Annotated in this window: 17 protein-coding genes and 3 tRNA genes; 15 read left to right on the top strand and 5 right to left on the bottom strand. The window is 65.7% G+C overall.

The features are described 5' to 3' along the window. The first annotated feature begins 1 nt into the window (after window position 1). Window positions 2–568: a 3'-5' exonuclease gene (locus QP996_RS06495; protein WP_284871802.1), complete on the top strand. Its 567-nt coding sequence runs from the start codon at window positions 2–4 to the stop codon at window positions 566–568. A 35-nt stretch (window positions 569–603) separates the two neighbouring features. After that, window positions 604–1395: a fumarylacetoacetate hydrolase family protein gene (locus QP996_RS06500; protein WP_284871803.1), complete on the top strand. Its 792-nt coding sequence runs from the start codon at window positions 604–606 to the stop codon at window positions 1393–1395. On the opposite strand, the gene QP996_RS06505 is transcribed toward QP996_RS06500, so the two are convergent. After that, on the bottom strand, window positions 1396–2511 hold the full coding sequence (locus tag QP996_RS06505) for an isochorismate synthase (protein WP_284871804.1): 1116 nt from the start codon (window positions 2509–2511) through the stop codon (window positions 1396–1398). A gap of 85 nt (window positions 2512–2596) precedes the next feature. Here QP996_RS06505 and QP996_RS06510 point away from each other — a divergent pair, with 85 nt between their 5' ends. From QP996_RS06510 to QP996_RS06555, 10 genes are all read left to right on the top strand, one after another. After that, entirely contained in the window at window positions 2597–3655 is a 1059-nt protein-coding gene (locus QP996_RS06510) for a CE1 family esterase (RefSeq protein ID WP_284871805.1), read from the top strand. 233 nt (window positions 3656–3888) lie between these two features. Continuing rightward, entirely contained in the window at window positions 3889–5376 is a 1488-nt protein-coding gene (gltX, locus tag QP996_RS06515; RefSeq protein ID WP_284871806.1) for a glutamate--tRNA ligase, read from the top strand. 157 nt (window positions 5377–5533) lie between these two features. Further along, window positions 5534–5605 (top strand) — tRNA-Gln (locus QP996_RS06520). A 31-nt stretch (window positions 5606–5636) separates the two neighbouring features. After that, window positions 5637–5709: transfer RNA gene (locus QP996_RS06525), tRNA-Glu, on the top strand. 64 nt (window positions 5710–5773) lie between these two features. Then, window positions 5774–7006 carry an alpha/beta hydrolase gene (locus QP996_RS06530; RefSeq protein WP_284871807.1) on the top strand — a complete coding sequence of 411 codons (1233 nt, stop codon included), beginning with the start codon at window positions 5774–5776 and terminating at the stop codon, window positions 7004–7006. 27 nt (window positions 7007–7033) lie between these two features. Beyond that, entirely contained in the window at window positions 7034–7900 is an 867-nt protein-coding gene (locus tag QP996_RS06535) for an alpha/beta hydrolase (protein WP_284871809.1), read from the top strand. 64 nt (window positions 7901–7964) lie between these two features. Continuing rightward, window positions 7965–8037 (top strand) — tRNA-Glu (locus tag QP996_RS06540). 60 nt (window positions 8038–8097) lie between these two features. Further along, entirely contained in the window at window positions 8098–8919 is an 822-nt protein-coding gene (locus tag QP996_RS06545; RefSeq protein WP_284871810.1) for a PhzF family phenazine biosynthesis protein, read from the top strand. A gap of 80 nt (window positions 8920–8999) precedes the next feature. Further along, window positions 9000–9575 carry an HD domain-containing protein gene (locus tag QP996_RS06550; protein WP_284871811.1) on the top strand — a complete coding sequence of 192 codons (576 nt, stop codon included), beginning with the start codon at window positions 9000–9002 and terminating at the stop codon, window positions 9573–9575. Between the two features lie 10 nt (window positions 9576–9585). After that, window positions 9586–11031 carry an FAD/NAD(P)-binding protein gene (locus QP996_RS06555; protein ID WP_284871812.1) on the top strand — a complete coding sequence of 482 codons (1446 nt, stop codon included), beginning with the start codon at window positions 9586–9588 and terminating at the stop codon, window positions 11029–11031. 70 nt (window positions 11032–11101) lie between these two features. On the opposite strand, the gene QP996_RS06560 is transcribed toward QP996_RS06555, so the two are convergent. Then, window positions 11102–13081: a fibronectin type III domain-containing protein gene (locus tag QP996_RS06560; protein WP_284871813.1), complete on the bottom strand. Its 1980-nt coding sequence runs from the start codon at window positions 13079–13081 to the stop codon at window positions 11102–11104. 136 nt (window positions 13082–13217) lie between these two features. On the opposite strand from QP996_RS06560, the gene QP996_RS06565 reads away from it, so the two are divergent. Further along, the gene (locus tag QP996_RS06565) at window positions 13218–14912 is read left to right on the top strand and encodes an alkaline phosphatase D family protein (protein WP_284871814.1); all 1695 of its coding nucleotides are present in this window, start codon (window positions 13218–13220) and stop codon (window positions 14910–14912) included. Between the two features lie 88 nt (window positions 14913–15000). Here the strand turns inward: QP996_RS06565 and QP996_RS06570 are convergent, their stop codons facing one another. From QP996_RS06570 to QP996_RS06580, 3 genes are all read right to left on the bottom strand, one after another. Then, window positions 15001–17190 carry a YhgE/Pip domain-containing protein gene (locus tag QP996_RS06570; protein ID WP_284871815.1) on the bottom strand — a complete coding sequence of 730 codons (2190 nt, stop codon included), beginning with the start codon at window positions 17188–17190 and terminating at the stop codon, window positions 15001–15003. Further along, a complete protein-coding gene (locus tag QP996_RS06575) occupies window positions 17187–19778 on the bottom strand; it encodes a YhgE/Pip domain-containing protein (RefSeq protein WP_284871816.1) in 2592 nt (863 codons plus the stop codon). The genes QP996_RS06570 and QP996_RS06575 overlap by 4 nt, the downstream gene beginning before the upstream one ends. Before the next feature lie 105 nt (window positions 19779–19883). Beyond that, window positions 19884–20570 (bottom strand): IclR family transcriptional regulator, encoded by a 687-nt coding sequence (locus tag QP996_RS06580; RefSeq protein WP_284871818.1) that lies wholly within the window; start codon window positions 20568–20570, stop codon window positions 19884–19886. A 61-nt stretch (window positions 20571–20631) separates the two neighbouring features. Between QP996_RS06580 and leuC the strand changes: the two genes are divergently transcribed. Together leuC and leuD are read left to right on the top strand one after the other, a co-directional pair. Then, the gene (gene leuC, locus QP996_RS06585; RefSeq protein WP_284871819.1) at window positions 20632–22053 is read left to right on the top strand and encodes a 3-isopropylmalate dehydratase large subunit; all 1422 of its coding nucleotides are present in this window, start codon (window positions 20632–20634) and stop codon (window positions 22051–22053) included. A gap of 12 nt (window positions 22054–22065) precedes the next feature. Beyond that, complete coding sequence (gene leuD / locus QP996_RS06590) at window positions 22066–22656, top strand: 3-isopropylmalate dehydratase small subunit (RefSeq protein ID WP_284871820.1); 591 nt, start codon at window positions 22066–22068, stop codon at window positions 22654–22656.

Consider the following 22656-nt stretch of genomic DNA (forward strand, 5'->3'; position numbering starts at 1 on the left):
GATGCTGTTCGGTCCGAAGAAGCGGCAGCTTATCGACGGCTCCCTGCTCGCCGTGGACGTCGAAACCACGGGGCTGAAGCCCGAGCGCTCGCAGCTGGTGTCCGTGGGGTGGGTGCCTGTCGACGGTCGGGTGATCGACCTATCCGGTGCCGAGTATTTCGTGCTGCGCGGGGCGGACGTGGGGGAGTCCGCCACCTTGCACGGGGTGACCGACGACGACGTCGCTTCGCTCGGCCGGGATCCCGCCGAGGTGCTCGACGCGTTTCTGGCGGCGTTGGAAGGGCGCAGGTTGCTCGCGCATTTCGCGCAAATGGAGACCGGGTTTTTAGGCAAGCTGCACAAAGACGTGCGCGGGTCCACGTGGCGGCTGCATGACAGTGAGGTGGTGGACACCTTCGCCATGGAGCGGCGCCACATGGAGCGCATGGGCACGTACCCGCGTGGCGAGGACCTGCGTTTGCCAAGGGTGCGACAGCGCTACAACCTGCCTGCGTACGCGAACCACAACGCGTTAACCGACGCCGTGGCGTGCGCGGAGCTGTATCTCGCGCTGACCGCATCCGAGTAACGCCACTTTTGTATGTGGGTTGTATGCTCGGTCACATGCGTTTTGGACGAATTGCAACACCTGAAGGAATGACGTTCGCCGTCATCGACGACGAGGGGAAGACCGCGAAGGCCATCGCCGGCACCCCGTTCACCGACCCCGAGTACACCGGCAAAGAGCACGCGCTCGACGACGTTCGCCTGCTCGCCCCAACCCTGCCGTCGAAGGTGGTGGCAGTGGGGCGCAACTACGCCGACCACGTCGCGGAGGTGTTCAAGCAATCCTCAGAGCACCTGCCGCCGACGATCTTCATCAAACCGTCCACCGCCGTGGTGGGGCCCGGCGCCGCCATCAAGATCCCGGAGTTTGCCACCGGGGTGGAGTTTGAGGGCGAGCTCGCACTTGTCGTCGGGGTGCCGTGCAAGAATGTCAAGGCTGCAGACTGGAAGTCTGTCATCCGCGGCGTGACCATCATCAACGACGTGTCCTCGCGCGACCTGCAGTTCGCCGACGGCCAGTGGGCGCGCGCCAAGGGCATGGACACGTTCAGCCCCATCGGCCCGTGGATTGAGACGGACCTGGAGAAGTTCGACTTTGCCAACCTGCCCATCAAGGCGCACCACACCCACAACGGCGTCACGGAGACCAAGCAGGATTCCAACTCCAACCAGATGATCAAATCCGTCGGGGAGATGGTGGAGTGGGTTTCCGAATCCTTCACACTGCTGCCTGGCGACGTCATTGCCACCGGCTCGCCCGCCGGCACCGCGGAGATGGTGCCGGGAGATTACATCGAGGTGGAAATCCCCGGCATCGGCAAGCTGGGCAACCCGGTCGAGCGGGCTTAGCTACAGGCCCAGCGCGCGCATGATGGTCCGCAGCTTGGCCGAGGTCTCGTCGAGCTCGGCCTGCGGGTCCGAGTAGGCGGTCAAACCGCCGCCCGCCCAGGCGCGGGCCCGGGTGCCGTCGCCGTTGACCTCGGCGCAGCGGATAGCCACCATGTACTCGCCGTCGCCGGCAGCATCGGTGTAGCCCACCGCGCCGGCGTAGAACCCGCGGTCGGATTCCGCGGTGGTGATTAACGCTTCCGCCGCCGCCTGCGGGGTGCCGCAGACAGCCGGGGTCGGGTACAGGCTCAGTGCGAGATCGAGCGCGCTCGGCGCGGGATCTTTCAGTACACCCTCAATCGGGGTGGCCAGGTGCCACATCTCGCTGGTCTTTTCCAGCCTAGGCAGATCGGGGACGGTGAGCTCGCTGCACAGCGGCGCCAGGATGCGCCGGATGTGGTCGACCACGAAGCGGTGTTCGTCGAGGTCTTTCGCAGAATCGCGCAGTGAGTTGGCCGCCGCGGTGTCTGCGGCGCTGTCGCCCGGGACGCGGGCGGCGGAGCCCGCCAGGGGAAACGACCAGACGCGCCTGCCGCGCCGGCGCACCAGCACCTCTGGCGATGAGCCAACGAGAAAATGCCCTGCGCGCCCCGACGGTGTCAGATCCGCGATGAACCCATCGTGGGTGTACGACAGGTCGATGAGTCGCGCCGCGACCAGCCGGGGATCCACCGGCGGGTCGAAGGCGATGTCCACCGCACGCGCCAGCACGACTTTGTCCAGGGCGGAGCTTTGAATCGTCGAGATGGCGGCTTCGACCCGGCGCAGGTGCTCGGCCGGGGACGGGTCGACGTCGATAAGCATTGCGCGCAGTTTCGACCCCTCGCCGACGCGGTAGTAGGGGTGCGGCTCGAGCGCACCCGGTTCGCGGATGATGCGCTCGGGGACCGTGAGTGCCGCCGGGCAGTCGTGGTCGAAGGGCAAAGCTCCGACAACCATTTCTTCCTCGCCGCGCGCGATCGCGTCCGCGGCCTCCCATGCGTCGTCGAAGGTGCGGAGTGCACCTTGAGTGCGCACGGAGCCGTTGCCACGCGAGAGCAGGAAGTCCGGGGCGCTATCGGGTCTGGAAGTGGGCATGTGACGGTACTTTAACGAACCCCCATTTGTGCACGCACGTCTGTATCGCTTGTTGATACATAAAAGCGAGTTTAAAGTTGCCGGTGTGAAAATTGTGAAAAGCCTTGCAGGTGGTCTCGCTGCCTTGCTCATCGCAGGTAGCGCGATCGCCCCGGTGCAAGCAGGCGCCCAAGACATGTCCTCGCAGATCAATGGGCAGGTCAACCGTGCGATTAACGACGCCAACCGCGCCGCCGCCGACGCTGTGAACCGCGCGAACGCCGAGTGGAACAAGTTCGTCCAGATGGCCAACGACACCATCCCCGGCACCTCGTCTCTCCCGCGCAACCCGGTGCCCGCACCGGCGCCGGTGCCTGCGCCTGCGCCGTGGGCGCCCCAGGCACCAGCGCCGGTGGCTAACGGCACCAACGGCGAAATCCGCGCCGCCGGCCGCAGCTACCTCATCTGGGTCCCGCGAGGCTACAACCCGGCGAACCCGACCCCGGTGATGGTGGGCTACTCCGCCTACCAAGACTCCACCGAAAACTTCCGCAACTACTCACGCCTGCGCGAATCTGCAGTCGGGCGGAACGCGATCATCGTCTACCCACGCGCAATCGGCGCATCTTGGGAAGGGTCGCCGACCGCCGTCACCCGGCCCGGGCAGGACATCGCCTACGTGCGCGCAATGATCAACGACGTGCAGCGCTACTACAACATCGACCGCCGCCGCATCTACGCCACCGGCATGTCCACCGGCGGCGGCATGGCAGCAGTCTCCGCCTGCCACATGGCCGACCTTTTCGCCGGCGTCGCAGGCGTATCCGGTGCGTACTACGCGCCCGTAAACCGCGGTTGTCAGAACCTGCCCATCGCATTCATGGCGCTGCACGGCATGAACGACACGCTCACCCCGTACTACGGCACCACTCGCCGTGGCCAGCGCGTCCTGCCGGTGCCGGAGCTATTCGGCTCCTACGCCGTCCGCAACGGCTGCGGTCCCGGCCTCGACCGCGCCCCGCTGTACAACGCCACCCGCGTGTCCGCCCGCGGCTGCCGCAAGGGCGTCGAAGTGATCCAGGTACACGGCTCCAACCACCACTGGTGGTACTCGCCGTCCGCCGCCGACGAAATGTGGGCGTTCCTCTCCCGCCACTCCAAGTAGCGCACTACCTAAGCGCCTCCCGGGGAGCGACCCGGGGCGCCTGTCAAGGCGCGGTTTTGTAAAACTCGGCCACAGTGGTGAGGGGGAGCTGGGGGTATTGGGTTTTGAGTTTTGTTTTAGGCCGAGTTTTACAAAACCATGTTGTGCCGGTTCTGCGGGCGCAGAATGGGGGCCTCGGTGGGGCACCGGAGGACGTCGATAGGCAAGGGGCTCTGCGCGCTACGATTGCGCACATGACTGACTCTTCAATGCGCGTACGTTTTTGCCCGTCACCAACTGGAACCCCGCACGTGGGCATGGTGCGCACGGCACTGTTCAACTGGGCGCAGGCGCGCCACTCCGGCGGCACGTTTGTGTTCCGCATCGAGGACACGGATGCCGCGCGTGACTCGGAGGAGAGCTACCAGGCGATCATCGAGTCGCTGGAGTGGCTGGGCTTGACCTGGGACGAAGGCATTAATGTGGGCGGCCCGCATGAGCCGTACCGCCAGTCCCAGCGTTCTGAGATCTACACGGACGTGCTGAACAAGCTCATCGAGGCCGGCGAGGTGTACCCGGCGTACTCCACCAACGAAGAAGTCCAGGAGCGCCACAAGGCCGCCGGCCGCGACCCGCAGCTGGGCTACGACAACTTCGACCGTGACCTGACGCAGGAGCAGATCGACGCGTTCGAGGCGGAAGGCCGCAAGCCGGTGTGGCGCCTGCGTATGCCGGACCAGGACTGGACCTGGAACGACCTTGTGCGCGGCGAGGTGACGTTTAAGTCCGAAACGCAGCCGGATTTTGTGGTCGCCCGCTCCAACGGTGCACCGCTGTACACGCTGGTCAACCCTGTCGACGACGCGCTGATGGGCATCACCCATGTCCTGCGCGGCGAGGACCTGCTGTCGTCCACCCCGCGCCAGATGGCGCTGTATGAGGCGCTCAAGCGCGTCGGCGTGGCAGAGTTCACCCCGGAGTTCGGCCACCTGCCGTTCGTGATGGGGCAGGGTAACAAGAAGCTGTCCAAGCGCGACCCGGAGTCCAACCTATTCAACCACCGCGACAACGGCATCATCCCGGAGGGCATGATCAACTACCTGGCGCTTTTGGGCTGGTCGCTGTCCGCGGACCAGGACATCTTCAGCGTCGACGAGTTTGTCAAGGCCTTCGACGTCAATAACGTGCTGGGCAACCCGGCCCGGTTCGACCAGAAGAAGCTCGAGGCCATCAACGCCGACCACATTCGCCTGCTCGAGCCGGAGGACTTCCGCGATCGTCTGCGCGAGTACCTGACCGAGCACACCGACTTCCCTGAGGATTACCCGGCGGACAAGTTCGCCGTCGCTGCGGACTTGGTGCAGACGCGCATCAAGGTGCTGTCTGAGGGCTACAACCTGCTGAAGTTCCTCGTTACCGCCGACGAGGACCTGGAACTGGACGAGAAGAGCGCGAAGAAGAACCTCAAGGACACCGCCGTCGAGCCGCTGGACGCCGGCATCGCCGCGCTGGAGGCAGTGGAGGAGTGGACCACGCCCAACATCGAGGCGGCGTTGAACAAGGCGCTTATCGACGACCTCGGGTTGAAGCCCCGCGTCGCATTCGGTGCCCTGCGCGTCGGCGCGACTGGCGCCGCAGTGTCGCCGCCGCTGTTCGAGTCTATGGAGCTGCTCGGCCGCGAGTCCACGCTGAAGCGTCTGCGTGCGGCTCGTGAGGTCACTCCGTACCAGGCAGCAGAGTAGTTACAACGCTGTGGTTATGGCCCGTTATGGTCGCCGCGATTTGCGCGGTGGCCTGCGGATTTGGTTGCTGTAGCGATTCATGGTTATAGTAATCCACGTTGTTCAGCAGACAGGCGCGGAACCGAAAGGGAAAGCGCAGGTCAGACTGAAAAAACGATGGCCTATGGTGTAATTGGCAACACAACGGTTTCTGGTACCGTCATTCTAGGTTCGAGTCCTGGTAGGCCAGCTGCAGAGCTTGTGAAGTTCTGTGTCCTAATGCCCCGTTCGTCTAGCGGCCTAGGACGTCGCCCTCTCACGGCGGTAACACGGGTTCAAATCCCGTACGGGGTACAACGTTAAAACCTCCGGTCCAGCTTTTGGGCCGGAGGTTTTTCGCTTCCGGTACTGTGAGCGCATGGTATGGAAGTTGTCGTCGCTGTTCAGCGGTCAAATTCGACAAAGCGGCTCCAGTCTCATCGATGCATTCAGCGTGCCGGCAGCGGCGTCGAGCTTGTCTTCCTCGATTCCACTGCTCGCGGTCCCGGCGCTGTTTCTCACGGCGCTGGGCGGGGGTGTCTTCGGTGCGCCGCTCTATGAGGGGGCAGGCGGCATCGGGTCGTCGATAGGCAATGGCTCGAGCAACGTCAGCGACACATTCCCGGACCCAAACGCGAAGCCCGCGACACTGAAGTCAGTGACGCAGATTGAAAACGACGTCTACGAAGTCGTCGTGTATTCGCCCTCCATGGATAGGGAGGTGAAAAACGAGGTGATCCTGCCCGGTGGGCCGGACAACGACGCCCCGCGGCCGACGTTGTATCTGCTGATGGGTGCGGACGGCGCCGCCAACGGCTGGTCTTGGCGCAACTCGTCCGACTACCAGGAATTCTTCCAGGACAAGCTGGTCAATGTGGTCACCCCGATCGGTTCGGTCTCCTCGATGCAGGCCGACTGGTACCGCGAGGACAAGGCGACGGGCCGCAACAAGTGGCTGACGTATTTCACCAAAGAGCTGCCCCCGCTTATCGACGAGCACTTCCACGGTACCGGCACAGACGCGATCGCTGGTATATCCATGTCGGGCGGACCTGCTTTCAACATTGCGTCCCTGGAACCGGAGCGGTTTGCCGCCGCGGCATCGTACTCCGGGTGCCCGGCCACCTCCGGTGTACTCGGTGACACCTACGTGCGTCAGGCCCTGAAGCTCAACGGGGCGGATCCCCGCAAGATGTGGGGGATGTCCTCCAACCCGGCGTGGGCGGCGCACTCGCCCGTCCTGCACCTGGAGGCGCTCGAGGGCACGAAACTGTTTGTCTCCGCCGCGCAGGGAGTGCCCGGTGCTATCGACGACACGAAGACGTCCTCAGAGCGCATCGGGCCGCCTGTGGCCATCGAGGCCGCGTCGTACGCCTGCTCCGAATACTTCGTGGATAAAGCGCAGCGCGCAGGTCTGGACGTCCAGTGGTACCCGCAGGTTGAGGGCACGCACAGCTGGGGTCTATTCGAGAAATCCATGCGCAAGAGCTGGGGTGTGATCGGGCCGGCTCTTGACGTGCAACCCTTTCTGAGAGAAACCCCGGTGACAAAGACGCCGCTTCCGGAGGAGGCGCCGCAACCTGTCGGCGGGTCTGCGGGGTCGAGTAGTTGACACTTGTCGCCCGCGCAATACCGGAAATTGGAGCACCTGCAAGACAACGTGTGGGTGCTCACCGTGTACTCGCCGTCCATGGGCCGAGAGGTCGAAAACGAGCTGATCCTGCCCGCCGGCGGCCCGGAGAACACGGAACCGCGGCCCACGTACTACCTCCTCGGCGGCGCCGGAGGCGGCGAGAAAACTCCCTGGTGGAAGGACGGCGGCGCTGCCAAGTTCTTTGCGGACAAGCACGTCAACGTGGTCACCCCGCGCGGCTCCGTCGGCTCGCAGCAGGCGGACTGGGCGGATAAGGACCCCAAGCACGGTGTGTACAAGTGGACCACGTACCTGACCAAGGAGCTGCCTCCGCTTATCGACGAGCACTTCCACGGCACCGGCCGCGATGCCATCGCTGGGCTTTCCATGTCGGGAGGACCGGCACTGCACATCGCGGCGATGGAGGACCGCTTCGTCGCCGCCGGCACGTACTCGTCGTGCCCGTCCACCACAGGGCTGGTGGGGCAGGCCTTCGCGTACGGCACCGTCAAGCAGTTCAAGGGCGACCCGTCGAGGATGTGGGGGCGGGCGTGGGACCGTGCGTGGGCGGCGCACTCGCCGGTGCGTAACGTCGACGACCTCAAGAGCAAGACGCTGTTCCTAACGGCCTCGCGCGGCCTGCCGTCAAAGTGGGACGTGCCGGTGGAAGACTCGCCGGAACCGCTGCTCGTGCCGGATGAGCAGCTGGCCTACACCTGCACCCTGCACTTCCTCTCCGAGGCGCGGCGCAAGGGGCTGAACCCTGACTGGTATGAGTTCGAAGAGGGCACCCACAACTACGGGCTGTTCCGCCGAGAATTGGTCGCAAGCTGGGACACGCTGGGGCCGGCGCTTGGCGTTTCTGGGCTCTAACCAGGCGATTTGTAGGTTTGTGGTAACGTCCTTTATCTTTAACAAGTCGCAAACAAGCGAGCGCGCCCCGTTCGTCTAGCGGCCTAGGACGTCGCCCTCTCACGGCGGTAACACGGGTTCAAATCCCGTACGGGGTACACAGTAAGCCCCCGATCCGGACTTCGGGTCGGGGGTTTTCGCATTGGTAGCCTGAACCCGTGACCTCCCTGGAATTCTTTGAAATCGATGTCTTCGCCACCGATGCGTTCACCGGCAACCCGCTCGCCGTGATTTGCGGCGCGGACGGTTTGAGCGGCGAGCAGATGCAGCAGATTGCGTCGTGGACAAATTTCTCCGAGACGACGTTCCTGCTCGAACCCACCAATCCCGAGGCGGACTACCGCGTGCGCATCTTCACACCGGTGGAGGAGTACGCCTTCGCCGGGCACCCCACCCTCGGCACGGCGCGTGCGTGGCTGGAGCTCGGCAACACGCCACGCAACCAGGGCCGCGTGATCCAGGAGTGCGGCGTGGGCAACGTCGAGGTCCGCATCGAGGGCGACTCCCTCGCGTTCGCCACCCCGCCGCTCAAGCGCGACGACCAGCTCTCGGATGAGGAAAAGGACGAGGTGTGCGACACCTTTGGCGTCGAGAAGCAATTGCTTGTCGATGCCGCCTTCGGCGACAACGGCCCCGGTTGGAAGCTGGCGCTGCTGGATGGACTGGATGCGCTGAGGGCGCTTAAGAAGCCGGCGGACAGCGACCTGAAGGTGGCGTTTGCGGCGCTGACGGGTGGGACGGATCCAGCCTATGAGCTGCGCGCGTTCACGCCGACGTTCGAAGACCCCGTGACCGGCAGCGCTAACGGCGCGATGGCGCAGTGGCTACGCGGGCGGGGAGACGTGCCGGCGGAGTACACCGTCTCGCAGGGCACGGCGCTCGGGCGCGACGGGCGGGTGGAAATTGCCGACGACGGGGAGGAGATCTGGGTCGGTGGTCGCGCAAGGGTGAGGGTGCGCGGGACGATGGAGCTAGATTAGAACAAGAGTGCGAGTGGTGGGGTGGCGATGTCGGCGGCGTTCGTATCGTGTGAAGCGTTCCCGACAGAAAGGGGTCTGGCATGACCAACGCTCCCGTCGCGTCCCCGCGACTCATCAAAGCAATTAACACCGCAGCGTGGGCGCACCGCGACCATGTGCGCAAAGGCACCGACATACCGTACGTCTCCCACGTATATGGAGTGATGCACCTCGTCTCCCAGGTCACCGATGACGAGGATGTGCTCATCGCGGCGCTGTTCCACGACATTTTGGAGGACGTGCCCGAGGAATACAGCGCCGAGCGCATGGGCGAGGAGTTCGGTGACCGGGTGGTGGAGCTGGTGCGCGGAGTGACCAAGGACAGCTCGCTTTCCAGCTGGCAGGACCGCTCGGACGCGTACTTGGCGCACCTACGTGAGGCGGACGACGGCAGTGTGCTCATCTCCGCCGCCGACAAGCTGCACAACCTACTGTCCATCCACGCGGACCTGGATGAGCTGGGCGATGAACTGTGGGCCCGGTTCAACTCCGGCAAGGAGCGTCAGTTGTGGTGGTACCGCTCCGTGGCGGACTTGGTGCAGGAACGGCTGCCCGGCAACCCGCTCGGCGAGGAACTGGCGCGTCAGGTGGAGCGGCTGGAGGCCCGCGGAGCATAAGCTGGGGCGCATGGAAAATTCGGTGATGAAGGTAGCGATTATCGGCGCCGGCCCGCGTGGCCTGTGGGCGGCAGAAGAGCTCATGGAACGGGCACGGCAACGAGACGCGGCTATGGACGTGACAGTGTTCGACGCCAAGCCGCTGGAGGAATCCTCCGCGCCCGGAGCGTTTCGCGATTCGGTTCCGGAGGAATTCATCCTCAACGCACCGAAATCAATTGTGGAGACGAAGCTCGGGCCGCTCGACCCGAATGACGAGCTCCCCGGCGACTTTCCCAGCCGGTGGCACGTTGGTGAGCACCTTGATAAGTCGTGGCGCGCGCTCGAGAAGAATCTGCCGCAGCGCTGCAGTCTCACGCACCGGGTGGAAAACATCGAGATGGTCGAGCCCACCGATGCCGGAGTGGAGGTGCTCGGCGAGCACTTCGACGAGGTGCTCATGGTGACCGGGCATGCGCATGACTGGCCCGGTTCGCTTGCACATGCGGACCTCGGGGAGCTGCAGGTAGTGGCACCTGTATACCCGGCTTCAAACATGGACACGGTGGGCCCGGACGATGTGGCGTTGGTCCGCGGCGCGGCGCTGACCTTCATCGATGTGGTGAAGTACGCCGACGCAAAAGTCTTCTATCCGGTGACACGGTCGGGGCGCTTCATGGAGGTCAAGGCGTATCTCGAGGGCGAGGCGAAGAAAGAAGCTGAGCCGTATATCGAGGCAGCCTCGCAGAAGATCCTCGAATGCGAAAGCCTCGACGAGCTGGAGAACATCCTCGCGGACTGCGCCACGGAGCTGCTCCGTATCGCCGGCGGTGACGGCGGGGAAGAGGAGATCCGGAAGGTGTTGCGCGGTGAGGACTTCACCGGTGATCCGGTGGCAGAGCTTCGCGCATCCGTAGAGGCGGCGCGCGGGGAGCGCCCGTGGACACCCGCGCTCGCAGTGGCGCTTGCGTTCCGCGACACCTACGACGCGGTGATCGACCGAGCCTCCTACGGCGGGCGCCACACCCTGGGCGGGAAGGACTTCGACGCGTTCGTTTCCACCCTGGAGCGCGTCGGCTTCGGCCCACCGGTGGAGTCCGCGCAGATCATGCTCGAGCTTCTCGACGAAGGCCGGATTCGCACCGAGCTAATCGCCCGCGGCGAGGAGGATCTCCGTGACCTGGCCGACGAGGTTGGCGCGACTGTCGTCATCGACGCGGTGCAGGCACCGCCCGGGATTGTCGAGGGCACGCTGGTGGGCAACCTGGTGGAGGCCGGAATTGGCCTGCGCTACGCCGACACGAATGCGCTGCACGTGAAGCCGGACGCTACGTTGGTCGGGCAAGCTCACCTCGCAGCCGCTGGCCGCATGAACGAAGGACTAGTGCTCGGCCATGACACGCTGAAGCGCACCAAGCAGCACGGCATTGATCGCTGGGCAGACCGTGTGAGCGCCGCTGCGGCGGAACGCAAGTAGCGGCTGCTGAAAAACGCAGAACCCGCCGCGGCGATCCAGCAGATCGCGTTGGCGGGCCGTTGATCGTGCGTTAGATGTTGAACTGCTTGCGGATGTCCTGAATCCACTGCGGGTGGACGTAGGACAGCGCCGCGAAGATCGCACCCAGGACGGCGATCAGGATCGCCAGGACCGTGAGGATGATGCCACCGGTGCTGCTACCGGACACGCTGCCCGCAGCGTCCTTGCCGGTGTTATCCACGTCCGAATCCTCAGCCGGCTCCTGCGGCTCAGCGTTCTTGGTGATGGTCTTGGTGACCGTGGTGGGCACCGTCTTGACCTTCTCCACGACCTTGGTCTCCGGGGCGGTCTGCGTCGACGTCTCGGTCACCGTGGCGGTACCGACGGAGGTGACGGTGGTGACCTCCGGCTCAGCGTTCTTCGTGATGGTGGTCGGCACCTCAACCGTGGAGGTCTCGGTGACGGTTTCCTTCACCGTCGTCGGCACAGTCTTGGTCTTCTCTACCGTCTTGGTGGCAGGCGTAGTCTCCACGGACGTCTCAGTCACCGTTGCCGTACCGACAGAAGTCTTGGTGGTGGTGACCAGCTTCTCCGAGGTCTGCGTCGTGGTCACGACCTCCGTTGCCGGCTTCTGCTCGGTGGTCGGTTTCTGCTCGGTGGTCGGCTTGGTGGTCTCTTCCGGGTTTTCCACCGGCCTCTGTGCGTCCTTCTTCTGCAGCGTGACCTGGTCCACCACGTACGGGGTGTTGATGTTGTAGGTGGTCAGCTTCAGCTCGGTCGGGGAGACGTTGATGTTGGTGTAGTCCGGGTTGTAATCCTGGCGCCAACGCGCGGTGGTGTTGTGTGCCAGGTCGCGGGCACGTTCCTCGCGCACGTGCGGGTGGGTCTCTCCGAATTTGTCCTGGAAGTCGTAGTACTTGCCGCCGGTGGCGGTGGTGGAGGTGAGGTAGAGCACCTCGCCGTCCTCCGGGATCAGCACGTCTCCGGATTTGGCGGCGCCCTCGGGGATCACCGGGTCGAAGCCGTTCATCAGGTGGGTGCGGGTGTAGATGTGGTCGTGGCCGCTCAATACCAGGTCCACGCCGGCCTCGGACAGCTTCGGCGTGAGCTGCTCGCGCAGACGCACCACGTCGGAGTCGGTGTAGTGGGTGCCTTGGGAGAACGGTGCCTGGTGGATGCCAACGATCACCCAGTCCGCGTCGGCGCCGTTGGAGGCGATGGTGTCGTTGACGAACTGCGCGTGCGCATCAATGTCGGCGGCATCCGAGCGGTTGCCGTCGAGGCCGATGAATAGCACGTTGTTGTAGTTAAAGAAGTAGTTGGCGGTTTCGCCGACCTCGTTGGGAAGGAAATAAGTGTCCTGGAAGTGGCGGTCCGGGGCGTAGGTTTCGTGGTTGCCCTTCAGCACCGCCAAGCGGTACTTCTGCAGGGCCTCCGGAGCGGTGAACTCCTCGAGTTGCTTCACCGGTGCGCCCCAGCCCTCGGCCTGGTCGCCCAGGTGCATGAGGAATGCGGAATCCGGGTGCTCGCCGGTGGCGACGTTGACGGCCTTGTTCCAGGCGGCGGACTGTTCGGCAATCTTGGCGCCTACGCCAATCTGAGCATCCGCCATGGCGAGGAAGTTCCAGGTGTCGGAATCGGCACCGGTGGTGAAGGTGCGCTGCTCGCTCCAACCGCGGCGCTCGCTGCCTACGCGGTAGACGTAATCGGTGTCCGGCTCCAGGTCCGTCATAGTGGCCTCGTGCGGGTAAAACACGGCGGCGTTGTAGGGTCCACGCGGGGATTCGACGCTGGTGACGTCACTCGGGTTGTCTGCTGGCCAGTACTCCAGATACTGCAGCTCGTTGGTCTTGGATTGCCAGGCCAAGTTTGCCTCGGTGGCGTCGGAACCGATGCCGAGCACAATGCGGCTGATCTTGGTGTTGACCGCTTCGTCCTGGGCGGTGGCGTCAACGGCAACGGTAATCGGTGCAAACAGTGAGACAACGACGGCGGCGGCGACAGCGTTGCGGCGGTGGGAACGGTGGGGCTGGGAACGCAGGAGAGTCATGCTTGCCCACTTAAATCACCCGCTTTTAACAGGCGGTTACAAGTGATTAGACACCTTGGTGAATTGAGGGTGAATATCGGGTGACATCGAGCTGCTGTCCTTGCGCAGTGCTTAGGGCTGGTTGAAAGTAAGCTGCATGAGCTCAAAGTTCCGTGTCAATCGTCGTGTTTTCCTGCAAACTGTCGCAGCGGCAGCCGCCGTAACCGTCATCGGTACCGGTGGCGCTTACGCCGCACGGCGCGGCACAGTGGCCACCCCGGAAGTGCCGACCCCGGCAAGCGAGTGGGACCTGCCTTTTCTGCATGGCGTCGCTTCCGGCGATCCGCTGCCGGACCGCGTGGTCCTGTGGACCCGCGTGACCCCGTCGCGCGAGGCGCTGCCGGGTTCCGGCTTGGGAGAGGCCGTGGAGGTGGAGTGGCAGATCGACACTGCGGAGGATTTTGCAAACCCGCAGACGGGCACCGTGACCACCTCGGCGGATTCGGACCATACCGTCCACGTCGACCCGGACGGACTGGAGCCGGCGACAGAGTACTTCTACCGCTTCGTCGTCACAAGCGGCGAGTTCGAGGGCGCGACCTCCCCAGTCGGCCGCACGCTCACGGCGCCGGAGGCTGACGCAAGCGTGGACAACCTCAACCTGGCCATCGCCTCGTGTGCGAACTGGGAGTCCGGCTTCTTCGCGGCGTACGGCGACATGGCGCAGCGCGCCCGCGCCGGCGAGATCGACCACGTGGTCTTCCTCGGCGACTACATCTACGAGTACCCGACCGGCGAGTACGCAGGTAAGAGCGGTGTCGCGCGCATGCACCATCCGGAGTGGGAGATCACGACGCTGGAGGACTACCGTCAGCGCCACGGCCGCTACCGCACGGACTTCAACCTGCAGGCCGCGCACGCGGCGTGCCCGTGGATTGTCATCTGGGACGACCACGAAACGGCGAACAACAGCTGGCTCGAAGGCGCGGAGAACCACACGGACGGCCGTGTGGAGGGCGAGTGGCCGGAACGCTTGAGTGCCGCGAAGCAGGCCTACTTTGAGTGGCTGCCGGTGCGCGCGCGGTTCGAGGGCGAGGAGCAGCTGCTGTACCGCAGCTTCACGTTCGGCGACTTGGCGCAGCTGACCATGATGGACCTGCGCACCTACCGCGATGCGGAGACCACCGGTGCGAACTTCGCCAACGATGACCGCACGATGCTGGGGAATACACAGTTCGATTGGGTGGCGCAGCAGCTGCAGGAGTCCACGGCCCGGTGGGATGTGTTGGGCAACTCGGTGATGGTCTCGCCGATGCGATTTGCCACCATCCCGGACAATGAGAAGGCCAACATCGCTGCCGGTTACATGAAGGAGCGCGCGACGGGCATCGCGGTGAACTCGGATCAGTGGGACGGCTACGCCGCGGAGCGCGACCGCCTGCTCACCATGTTGGATGAGCAGGAGTCGAACGCGCTGTTCCTCACCGGCGACATCCACTCGGAGTGGGCGAACTCGATCGCCTCGCCGTCCGGCTTCGGCGAGATCGGCTGCGAGATGGTCACCACCTCAATCTCCGCGCCCAACGTGGACGAGATCCTGACCACCGCGTTCGGCACGTACCACAAGGAGGACAACTCCACGTCGTTGCTGGTGGAGCAGACAATTCGGGATGCTAACCCGTGGGTCAGCCACATCGATTTCGACGCGCACGGCTACGGCGTGGCCAGCATCCACCGCGATTACGTCGACATGCTCTACTACCGCGTCTCGGACGTGGAGGACCCGGACGCTTCCGTCAGCTTGGGCGAGAAGCGCCAGTGGCGCATCGGCGAGGGGTTCGTCGAAGCATAATCTGCTTATCGACGACGGCCGCGACATCTGGGTGGGCGGGCTGGTCACCGCGCGCGTGCGCGGCACCATCGAGCTGTAGGCGGGCGGCCTACGTCATCATCACCTTGGTCTGGGCGACCGCCTCGTCCATGCGGCTGATCGCGTGGTGCAGCCGGTGGCGCAGCCAGAGTCCGAGGAAGAGGAAAGGCAGCACGAAGAGGACGAGGCTGCCGAGGGCTCGCCAGAAGTCCCAGCCGTAGGTGCCGAAGACCGCGGCGCGCATAGCGCGGATCGAGTAGGTCGCGGGCAGCCAGGGGCTGATCGCCTGCGCCCAGCCCGGCAGCAGCTGCAGCGGGTAGGCGCCGCCCGCCGCCGAGACCTGGAGCACCAGGATGAGCACGCCCACGGCCTTGCCGGCGTTGCTCAGGGAGAGCACTAGCGTGTAGCAGATCAGGTGGAAGACCAGGCTCGAGACCCACCCCGCCATGAAGAGGAGGAAGGGGTGCGCGGGCTCGATGCCCACGTAGACGATGAGCCCCGCCATGAGGAGCGTGGATTGGGCCAGGCCGGTGGTCACGAACGTCAGGTAGCGGCCGAAGTACTTCTGGCCCGCGGTGAGGTGGTCGGGATCGACCACGTTCTGTTCGATGGAGCGGTCGTCCGTGCGCACGGCCACCGACGTCAACAGGGCGCCCACCCACAGGGCGAGCACCGTGTAGAGCGGGGCCATGCCGGCGCCGAAGCTGACGCGGGGGAAGACCTCCTTGCGCTCCACCTTGACTGGGTCGACGAGGGCGTCGGCGAGCACTTCCGGCTGGCTGGAGACGAGGTCGGCCAGCTTCGTCAGGTCCCCGCTCGAGCGCGCCTGCGCGATCGACCGCTGCGCCTCCTGCATCCTCGCCGCGTTGGCGCGCAGGGATTCCGCCGTGTCGCGCAGGTCCGAACCGGAGGCTGCGAGGGTGTCGCGCAGCGAGCCGGGCCGGTTGGCCAGGGCAGATGAGACGCCGTCCATGTCCGAGCGGGCCTTGTCGGCGTTCGCCCGGACGTTGTCCAGCGAGCCCGACAGCGCCTCGAGGCGCGGGCGGATCCCGGTGTCGTAGGAATTCTTGGCCGAGTCCATCGCCTCGCGGGCCCGGGCGATCGAGTCCTTGATCTCCTGCCGGTCCGCGTTCTTCCCGTCCCGGCCGCCCTGCCCGGCGGCGAGGTGCGCGGCGGCGTCGTTGAGTCGGTCGCGCACGGCCGTCTGGCGGGCGATGGCGTCGTTGAGGTCGCCGACCACCGCGCGCACCCCCGGCTGGGCGTCGGGGGGAAGCGCCGGGGCGACATGCCCGTTGATGGTGTCGCGCAGGGCCGTGTACTGCTTCACCTGGACATCGACGCGCGCGGCGATCTCCGTCAGGTTCGCGGCGGTGGCCTGGGAAGTGGCGGAGGAGTTCGCCAGCAGCTGGTCGACACGTTCGCTCACGGCGGCGAAGCTTTCCGACGTCGCCCCCAGCGCCACCGCAAGCGCCGCGCCGTTTCCGCCGAGGCTCGCCCCGGTGACCCCGAGGTCGACGGGGTGGACCTGCCCGAGAGAGTCGCCCAGCGCCCCGGAGATCCGCTCGGCGCTGTCGACGAGCGGCACGCTCGACTCTGTGAGCGAGGCAAGCGCGTCGACGGTGCTGGCGCTGGAGAGCAGCTGGTCGCGGGCGCTGGCGGTGCGCGTCTCGATGGAGTCGAGCGCCTGCTTGGTCTTCGCCTCGTTGAAGTAGTCCGAGGCCGTCTCGATCAGCCCGAATGACACCTCGGAGAGGGCCCTGGTGAACGACGCGCTGATCTGGGCGCTGACGCCCTGCGTGCCGTTGGAGATGAGCAGCGGGGAGATGGGGTTCTTCTTCTCGTTGACGTAAAGGTCGATCTGGCTGGGTTCGGCGTCGCCGGCGTAGAAGGTGAACATGTCGTCGCTCAGCGTGGGCGGCAAGACGATGGCGGCGTAGTACTCACCGGATTTCGCGCCCTCGATGGCATCGTCGGCATTGGTGATGACCCAGTCCATAGAGTCGTCGCGGTAGAGCTGGGAGAGGACCATGTCGCCGACGTTGACGGCCAGCGGGGTGAGATCGCTCGTGTGGCCGCGGTCGGTGTTGGCCACCGCCACCTCGAGGCGTTCGGTGTTGCCGAATGGGTCCCACGTGGCCAGCACATTGAACCAGGCGAAGAGGCAGGGGATGGCGATCAGGCCGACCATGACGATGCCTGCCATGACGTTGGTGTAGAGCCGGCGCAGGTCGTTGTAGGCGATGGAGAAGACGGTTCTCATTTAGTGTCCTCGCTTTCGGCATCCGCGGGCCCGATGATGACGCTGGTGCCGGCGGAGTCGTGGCGGTGGATCACGGCGTCGCGCAGCTCGGCCTCGCCGAGGCGCGAGACCTGTTCGGCGTCGACGAGGCTCTGCGTGAAGTACTCCACCGCGCCGAGGTAGAGGACGACCAGCAGCGACCAGGCGACGACGATGCCCAGCATGATCGTCTTGTCGGTGGGCAGGAGCATGGTGAGCAGGGTGATGATGGCGATGCCGACAACGCCCACGACGATGCCGCCGAAGATGAGGGTGCGGTAGTTCTCCCGCAGCATCCGCGCCCGCTTCTCGACGCCCCCGCGGAACTCATCCCGGTCCGACAGGGCGGCCATGATGTCGGACGCGCGGTAGGGCGAGCCCATGACCTCCACCTTCTCGTTCGTGATCAGGTTCGTGCGCTCGAGCTGGCGGTTGAACAGGAGGTTGGCGTGCGAGGAGGTGAGTCGGAACAGCCACCCCAGGGCGAAGGCCGCGGCGGACATGGCGAGAAGCGTCGCCAAAAAGCGGAGGTAGTGATGGCCGTAGAACCCGGCGATGGTCTCGCGCATCGCGTCGATGCCGTAGCGGAAGGGGAGGAAGGGGTAGATGCGGCGGAAGAAGTCGGGCATGAGCTCGATGGGGTAGAGGCCCGACGCGCCCGGGATCTGGATGACGACGAGGAAGACGGCGATGCCGCGCCCAATGTGGCCGAGCGCGGAGACGATGGAGTAGATGATCCCCGTGTAGGCGACCCCGATGGCGATTGCGGTGGCGAGAAAGGCCGTGACGGACTGCATCTGCACCCCATAGGCCACGTTGCCGAGCGTCACCACGACGGCTTGGAGCACCGAGAGCGTGGCGAAGAGGAGGAAGCGGCCGAGGTAGGCCTGGCCGACGGTGAGGCGGCGGAAGCCCTCGGTGTCGACCTCGACGCGGAAGATGATCGTCAGCACGAACGCGCCGATCCACAGGGCCAGGTTGGTGAAGAAGGAGGCCATGGAGCTGCCGTAGTTCTCCATGGGGAAGACGGCATGCTGCTCGACGGTGACGGGCGAGGAGATGTACTCGCCGATCTTCGCGGAGTTGAGGTTCGTGACTGTGTTGAGGGCCTCCGAGTCGGAGGTGGCCAGGAGGGCGTTGATGTCGGACTGAGCGGAGCGGGCGCCGTCGGCAAGCGTGCCGAGGTTGCCCGAGACCTGGTCGAGGATGCCGAGGCTGGCCGCGAGCTGGTTGTCCACCCCGGCGAGCAGGGAGGTCGTTTCCTCGCGCAGGGCACGCTGGCTGCTCAGCGCGCCGCGCACGGAGGCGACGCTGCCGGAGGCCTGCGCGAGCGAGGCGTTGATCGCGGGCACGGACTCGCCGAGCTGCTTGCTCGCGTCGCGCGCTGCGGCGTTGGAGTCGGCGGTCGCGGCCCCGAGGGAGTCACCGAGCTCGCCTATCGACGCCAGCGCGGCGCCCACGCTGCGGTCCACGTTGTTCAGGCCGTCGAGGACGGCGCGGGAGGCGGCGGTACGCTCCTCCAGCGCGCTGGCCGCGGCGTCGAGCTGAGCGCGGACCTCAGGCGATAGGGCTGCCCCGGCCGACATGGCGCGCAGCTGCGCGGCGGCGGATTCGCCCTGCTTGACCACGCCGTCGACCTCGCCGACGGCGGAGCGCACCCGCCCCTGGGCGGTGCCGAGCTGGCCCGTCGCCTCCGCGATGGAGGCGTTGGCGGAGGCAGCGCCGAGGCTGAGCGCGTTGGTGGACTCGACGAGCGCGGTCGACGTGTCGGCGCTGAAACCGGCGGAGGACTTCTGCAGCTCGGCGATGATCCCCTCGGCCTCGCCGAGGGAGGAGTCCACGGACCTGAGGGTGTCGTCGACGGAGCCGACGAGGGTGTTCAGCTCGGCGACGACCGGGCGCACCCCGCTGATGCTCTGCTTCATCGTGGCCACCCGCCCCTGGGAGGCGTCGAGGTCGGCGGCGATCTGGCCGAAGCTCCCGGAGGCCTTGCCTCGGACCTCCTCGGCGTCATCGCGCGACGCGAGCCCCGTGTTGCGCAGCTCGGTCGCCGCGGCTTCGCCGACCTTCTTCTTGAAGGCCTCGGACACGGCCGTGTCGACGGCGGAGGCGCCGGTGTCGGTGATCGTGGGGGTGACGCCGTTGCTCTTCTCGTTGACGTAATACTCCAGCACCGGCTGCGTGTAGGTGCCGCTGACCAGGCTCAGCAGGTCCTCGCTGAACTCGGGCGGGATGAGGAACATGGCGTAGTAGTCGCCGCGCATGAGCCCGTCGCGGGCCTCGTCCTCGGGGAGGAACACCCACCCGATCTTGTCGTTGTCCTTAAGCTGCTCGGTGATCTGCTCGCCGACGTCGACCTCGCCGACGCGCTCGGCGGAGGCGCCGCGGTCGTTGTTGACCACCGCGATGCGGATGTTCTGGGTGTGGGCGTAGGGGTCCCAGAAGGCGTTGATATTGAACCACGCGTAGAGCGCGGGGGTGATGAGCACGCCGACGATGATGATGAAGGCCCGGGGAACGCGCAGCAGGCGACGAATGTCCCGTCCAAGAATCTGCCCGCTTTTTCTCACGTGGCGAGCGTACCCTCGAATGGAGCGTTAGGGAAACGCCCGGGTCTGGGCCAAACTCGAGTCCTTCAACCCCGGCGGCGCTCCCAGTGCCAGGCCGGAGCTCGGCTAGAGCTCGGCGCTCAGCCGAGCGGTGGCGTCCTTGAGCGCGGCGCCCCACTTGGCTGCGGGGCTCGGTCCGAGCCGCTCGGCCGGGCCAGAGATAGACAGCACGGCCACCAGCGCACCGTCCGGTTGGAACACCGGCGTGGACACCGATGCGAGCCCGACTTCGCGCTCTGCGACGGATTCAGCGAAGCCGTCGTCACGCACCTGCTTGAGTTCCGCGTCCTTGAAGGGCGCGTCGACGGGGGCGTAGGCGGCGAACACGCGGGCGGCGGAGCCTGCGGTGAGTGTCAGGTGGGAGCCGACCGGGACCACGTTGTGCAGTCCGCTTTCGGGTTCCTGAGCGGCGATGCAGGTGCGCGTGGTGCCGGTGAGCTGGTAGAGCTGGGCGGACTCGCCGGTGATCTCCACGAGGCGGCGAAGCACCGGGGCAGCGGCCGCGAGCAGTCTCGGCGACGGCCCGCCGGTGTAGCTGGGCAGCGCGGGGCCGAGCGACCATTCGCCGCGTTCGTTGCGGGCGAGCACATGGTGCACCTCGAGTGCCGTGGCGATGCGGTGTGCGGTGGCCCGGGGTAGTTCGGTGGCGTCGCTGAGCTCTGCGAGCGATTTGTCGCCGCTGGCTACCGCGGCCACGATTGCCACTGCGCGGTCGAGCACTTTAATGCCGGATCCTTCGTTATACTGTCTCACAGTTCGAAGCCTATCATCTCATTATGTGAGAAGGTGGGGAGGAAACGCGAAGGAGTTTGCTATGGCGGATACACCGTTGACGTTGGCGGAGAAGGTGTGGCGCGACCATGTGGTCAAGCAGGGCGAGAACGGCGAGCCCGACCTCATCTTCATCGATTTTCAACTCCTGCACGAGGTCACCTCGCCGCAGGCGTTCGAGGGGCTGCGCATGGCCGGGCGCTCAATGCGCCACCCGGAGCTGCACCTAGCCACCGAGGACCACAACGTGCCCACCGAAGGGATTGTCTCCGGCCAGCTCCTCGAGATCGCGGAGCCGACCTCTCGCACCCAGGTGGCCACGCTGCGCAAGAACTGCGAGGAGTTCGGCGTAACCCTGCACCCGATGGGCGACGTCAAGCAAGGCATTGTGCACACCGTCGGCCCACAGCTGGGTATCACCCAGCCGGGCATGACCATCGTGTGCGGCGACTCGCACACCTCCACCCACGGCGCGTTCGGCTCGATCGCCATGGGCATCGGCACCTCCGAGGTGGAGCACGTCATGGCCACCCAAACCCTGCCGCTGAAGCCGTTTAAGACCATGGCCGTCGAGGTCACCGGCGAGCTGCAGGAAGGTGTCACCGCGAAGGATCTGATCCTGGCGATCATCGCCAAGATCGGCACCGGCGGCGGCCAGGGCCACATCATCGAGTACCGCGGCGAGGCCATCGAGAAGATGTCCATGGAAGCGCGCATGACCATCTGCAACATGTCCATTGAGGCAGGTGCGCGAGCCGGCATGGTCGCGCCCGACCAGAAGACCTTCGATTACGTCGAAGGCCGCGAGTACGCCCCAACCGGCGCGGACTGGGATGCTGCGGTGGAGTACTGGAAGACGCTGCCCACCGACGAGGGCGCAAAGTTCGACACCGTGGTGGAGATCGACGGCGCGTCGCTTACCCCGTTTGTCACCTGGGGCACCAACCCCGGCCAGGGCCTGCCGTTGGGCGAAAACGTGCCGGACCCGGAGGACTTCACCGACGAGACCTCTAAGCAGGCCGCCGCCAAGGCCCTGGACTACATGGACCTGACCCCGGGCACGCCGCTGCGAGACATCGCCATCGACACAGTGTTCTTAGGCTCGTGCACCAACGCCCGCATCGAGGACCTGCGCGCCGCCGCCGAGGTGGTCAAGGGCCGCACCATCGCGGAGGACACCCGCATGCTGGTGGTGCCCAGCTCCACGCTGGTCAAGCAGCAGGCGGAGGAGGAAGGCCTGGACCAAATCTTCACGGACTTCGGCGCCGAGTGGCGCACTGCCGGGTGCTCGATGTGCCTGGGCATGAACCCGGATCAGCTGAAACCGGGGGAGCGGAGTGCGTCGACAAGCAACCGCAACTTCGAGGGACGGCAGGGACCCGGCGGGCGCACCCACCTTGTCTCCCCGCTGGTCGCCGCGGCGACCGCCGTCACCGGCCACCTTGCTAGCCCCGCAGACCTGTAAAGGAGCACTCAGATGGAGAAATTCACCACCCACACCGGTGTCGCCGTGCCGCTGACGCGCTCGAACGTGGACACCGACCAGATCATTCCGGCGCGCTACCTCAAGCGCGTCTCCCGCACCGGCTTCGAGGACGGCCTGTTTTCCAACTGGCGCGAAAGCGAACCCGGATTCGTGCTCAACCAGGACGCCTACAAGTCCGGCTCCGTGCTGTTTGCAGGGCCCGACTTCGGCACCGGCTCCTCGCGCGAGCACGCCGTGTGGGCGCTGATGGATTACGGTTTCCGCGCCGTGTTCAGCCCCCGCTTCGCCGACATTTTCCGCGGCAACTCCGGCAAGGCCGGACTGCTGGCAGCGAACCTGCCGGAAAGTGACATCGAGCTGATCTGGAAGCACTTAGAGCAGCACCCGGGCGAGACCGCCACCGTGTCGCTGGAAGACCGCACGGTCACCGTCGGCGATAACACGTTCGTCTTCGAGGTGGACGACTACACCCGGTGGCGCCTGGTGGAGGGCCTCGACGACATCGGGCTGACGCTTCGCGACGAAGACGCCATCGAGGCCTTCGAAGCGAAACGGCCGGCGTTCAAGCCGGCCGTGCGGTAA

This window comes from Corynebacterium sp. MSK008 (assembly GCF_030232585.1).
Taxonomy (GTDB): Bacteria; Actinomycetota; Actinomycetes; order Mycobacteriales; family Mycobacteriaceae; genus Corynebacterium.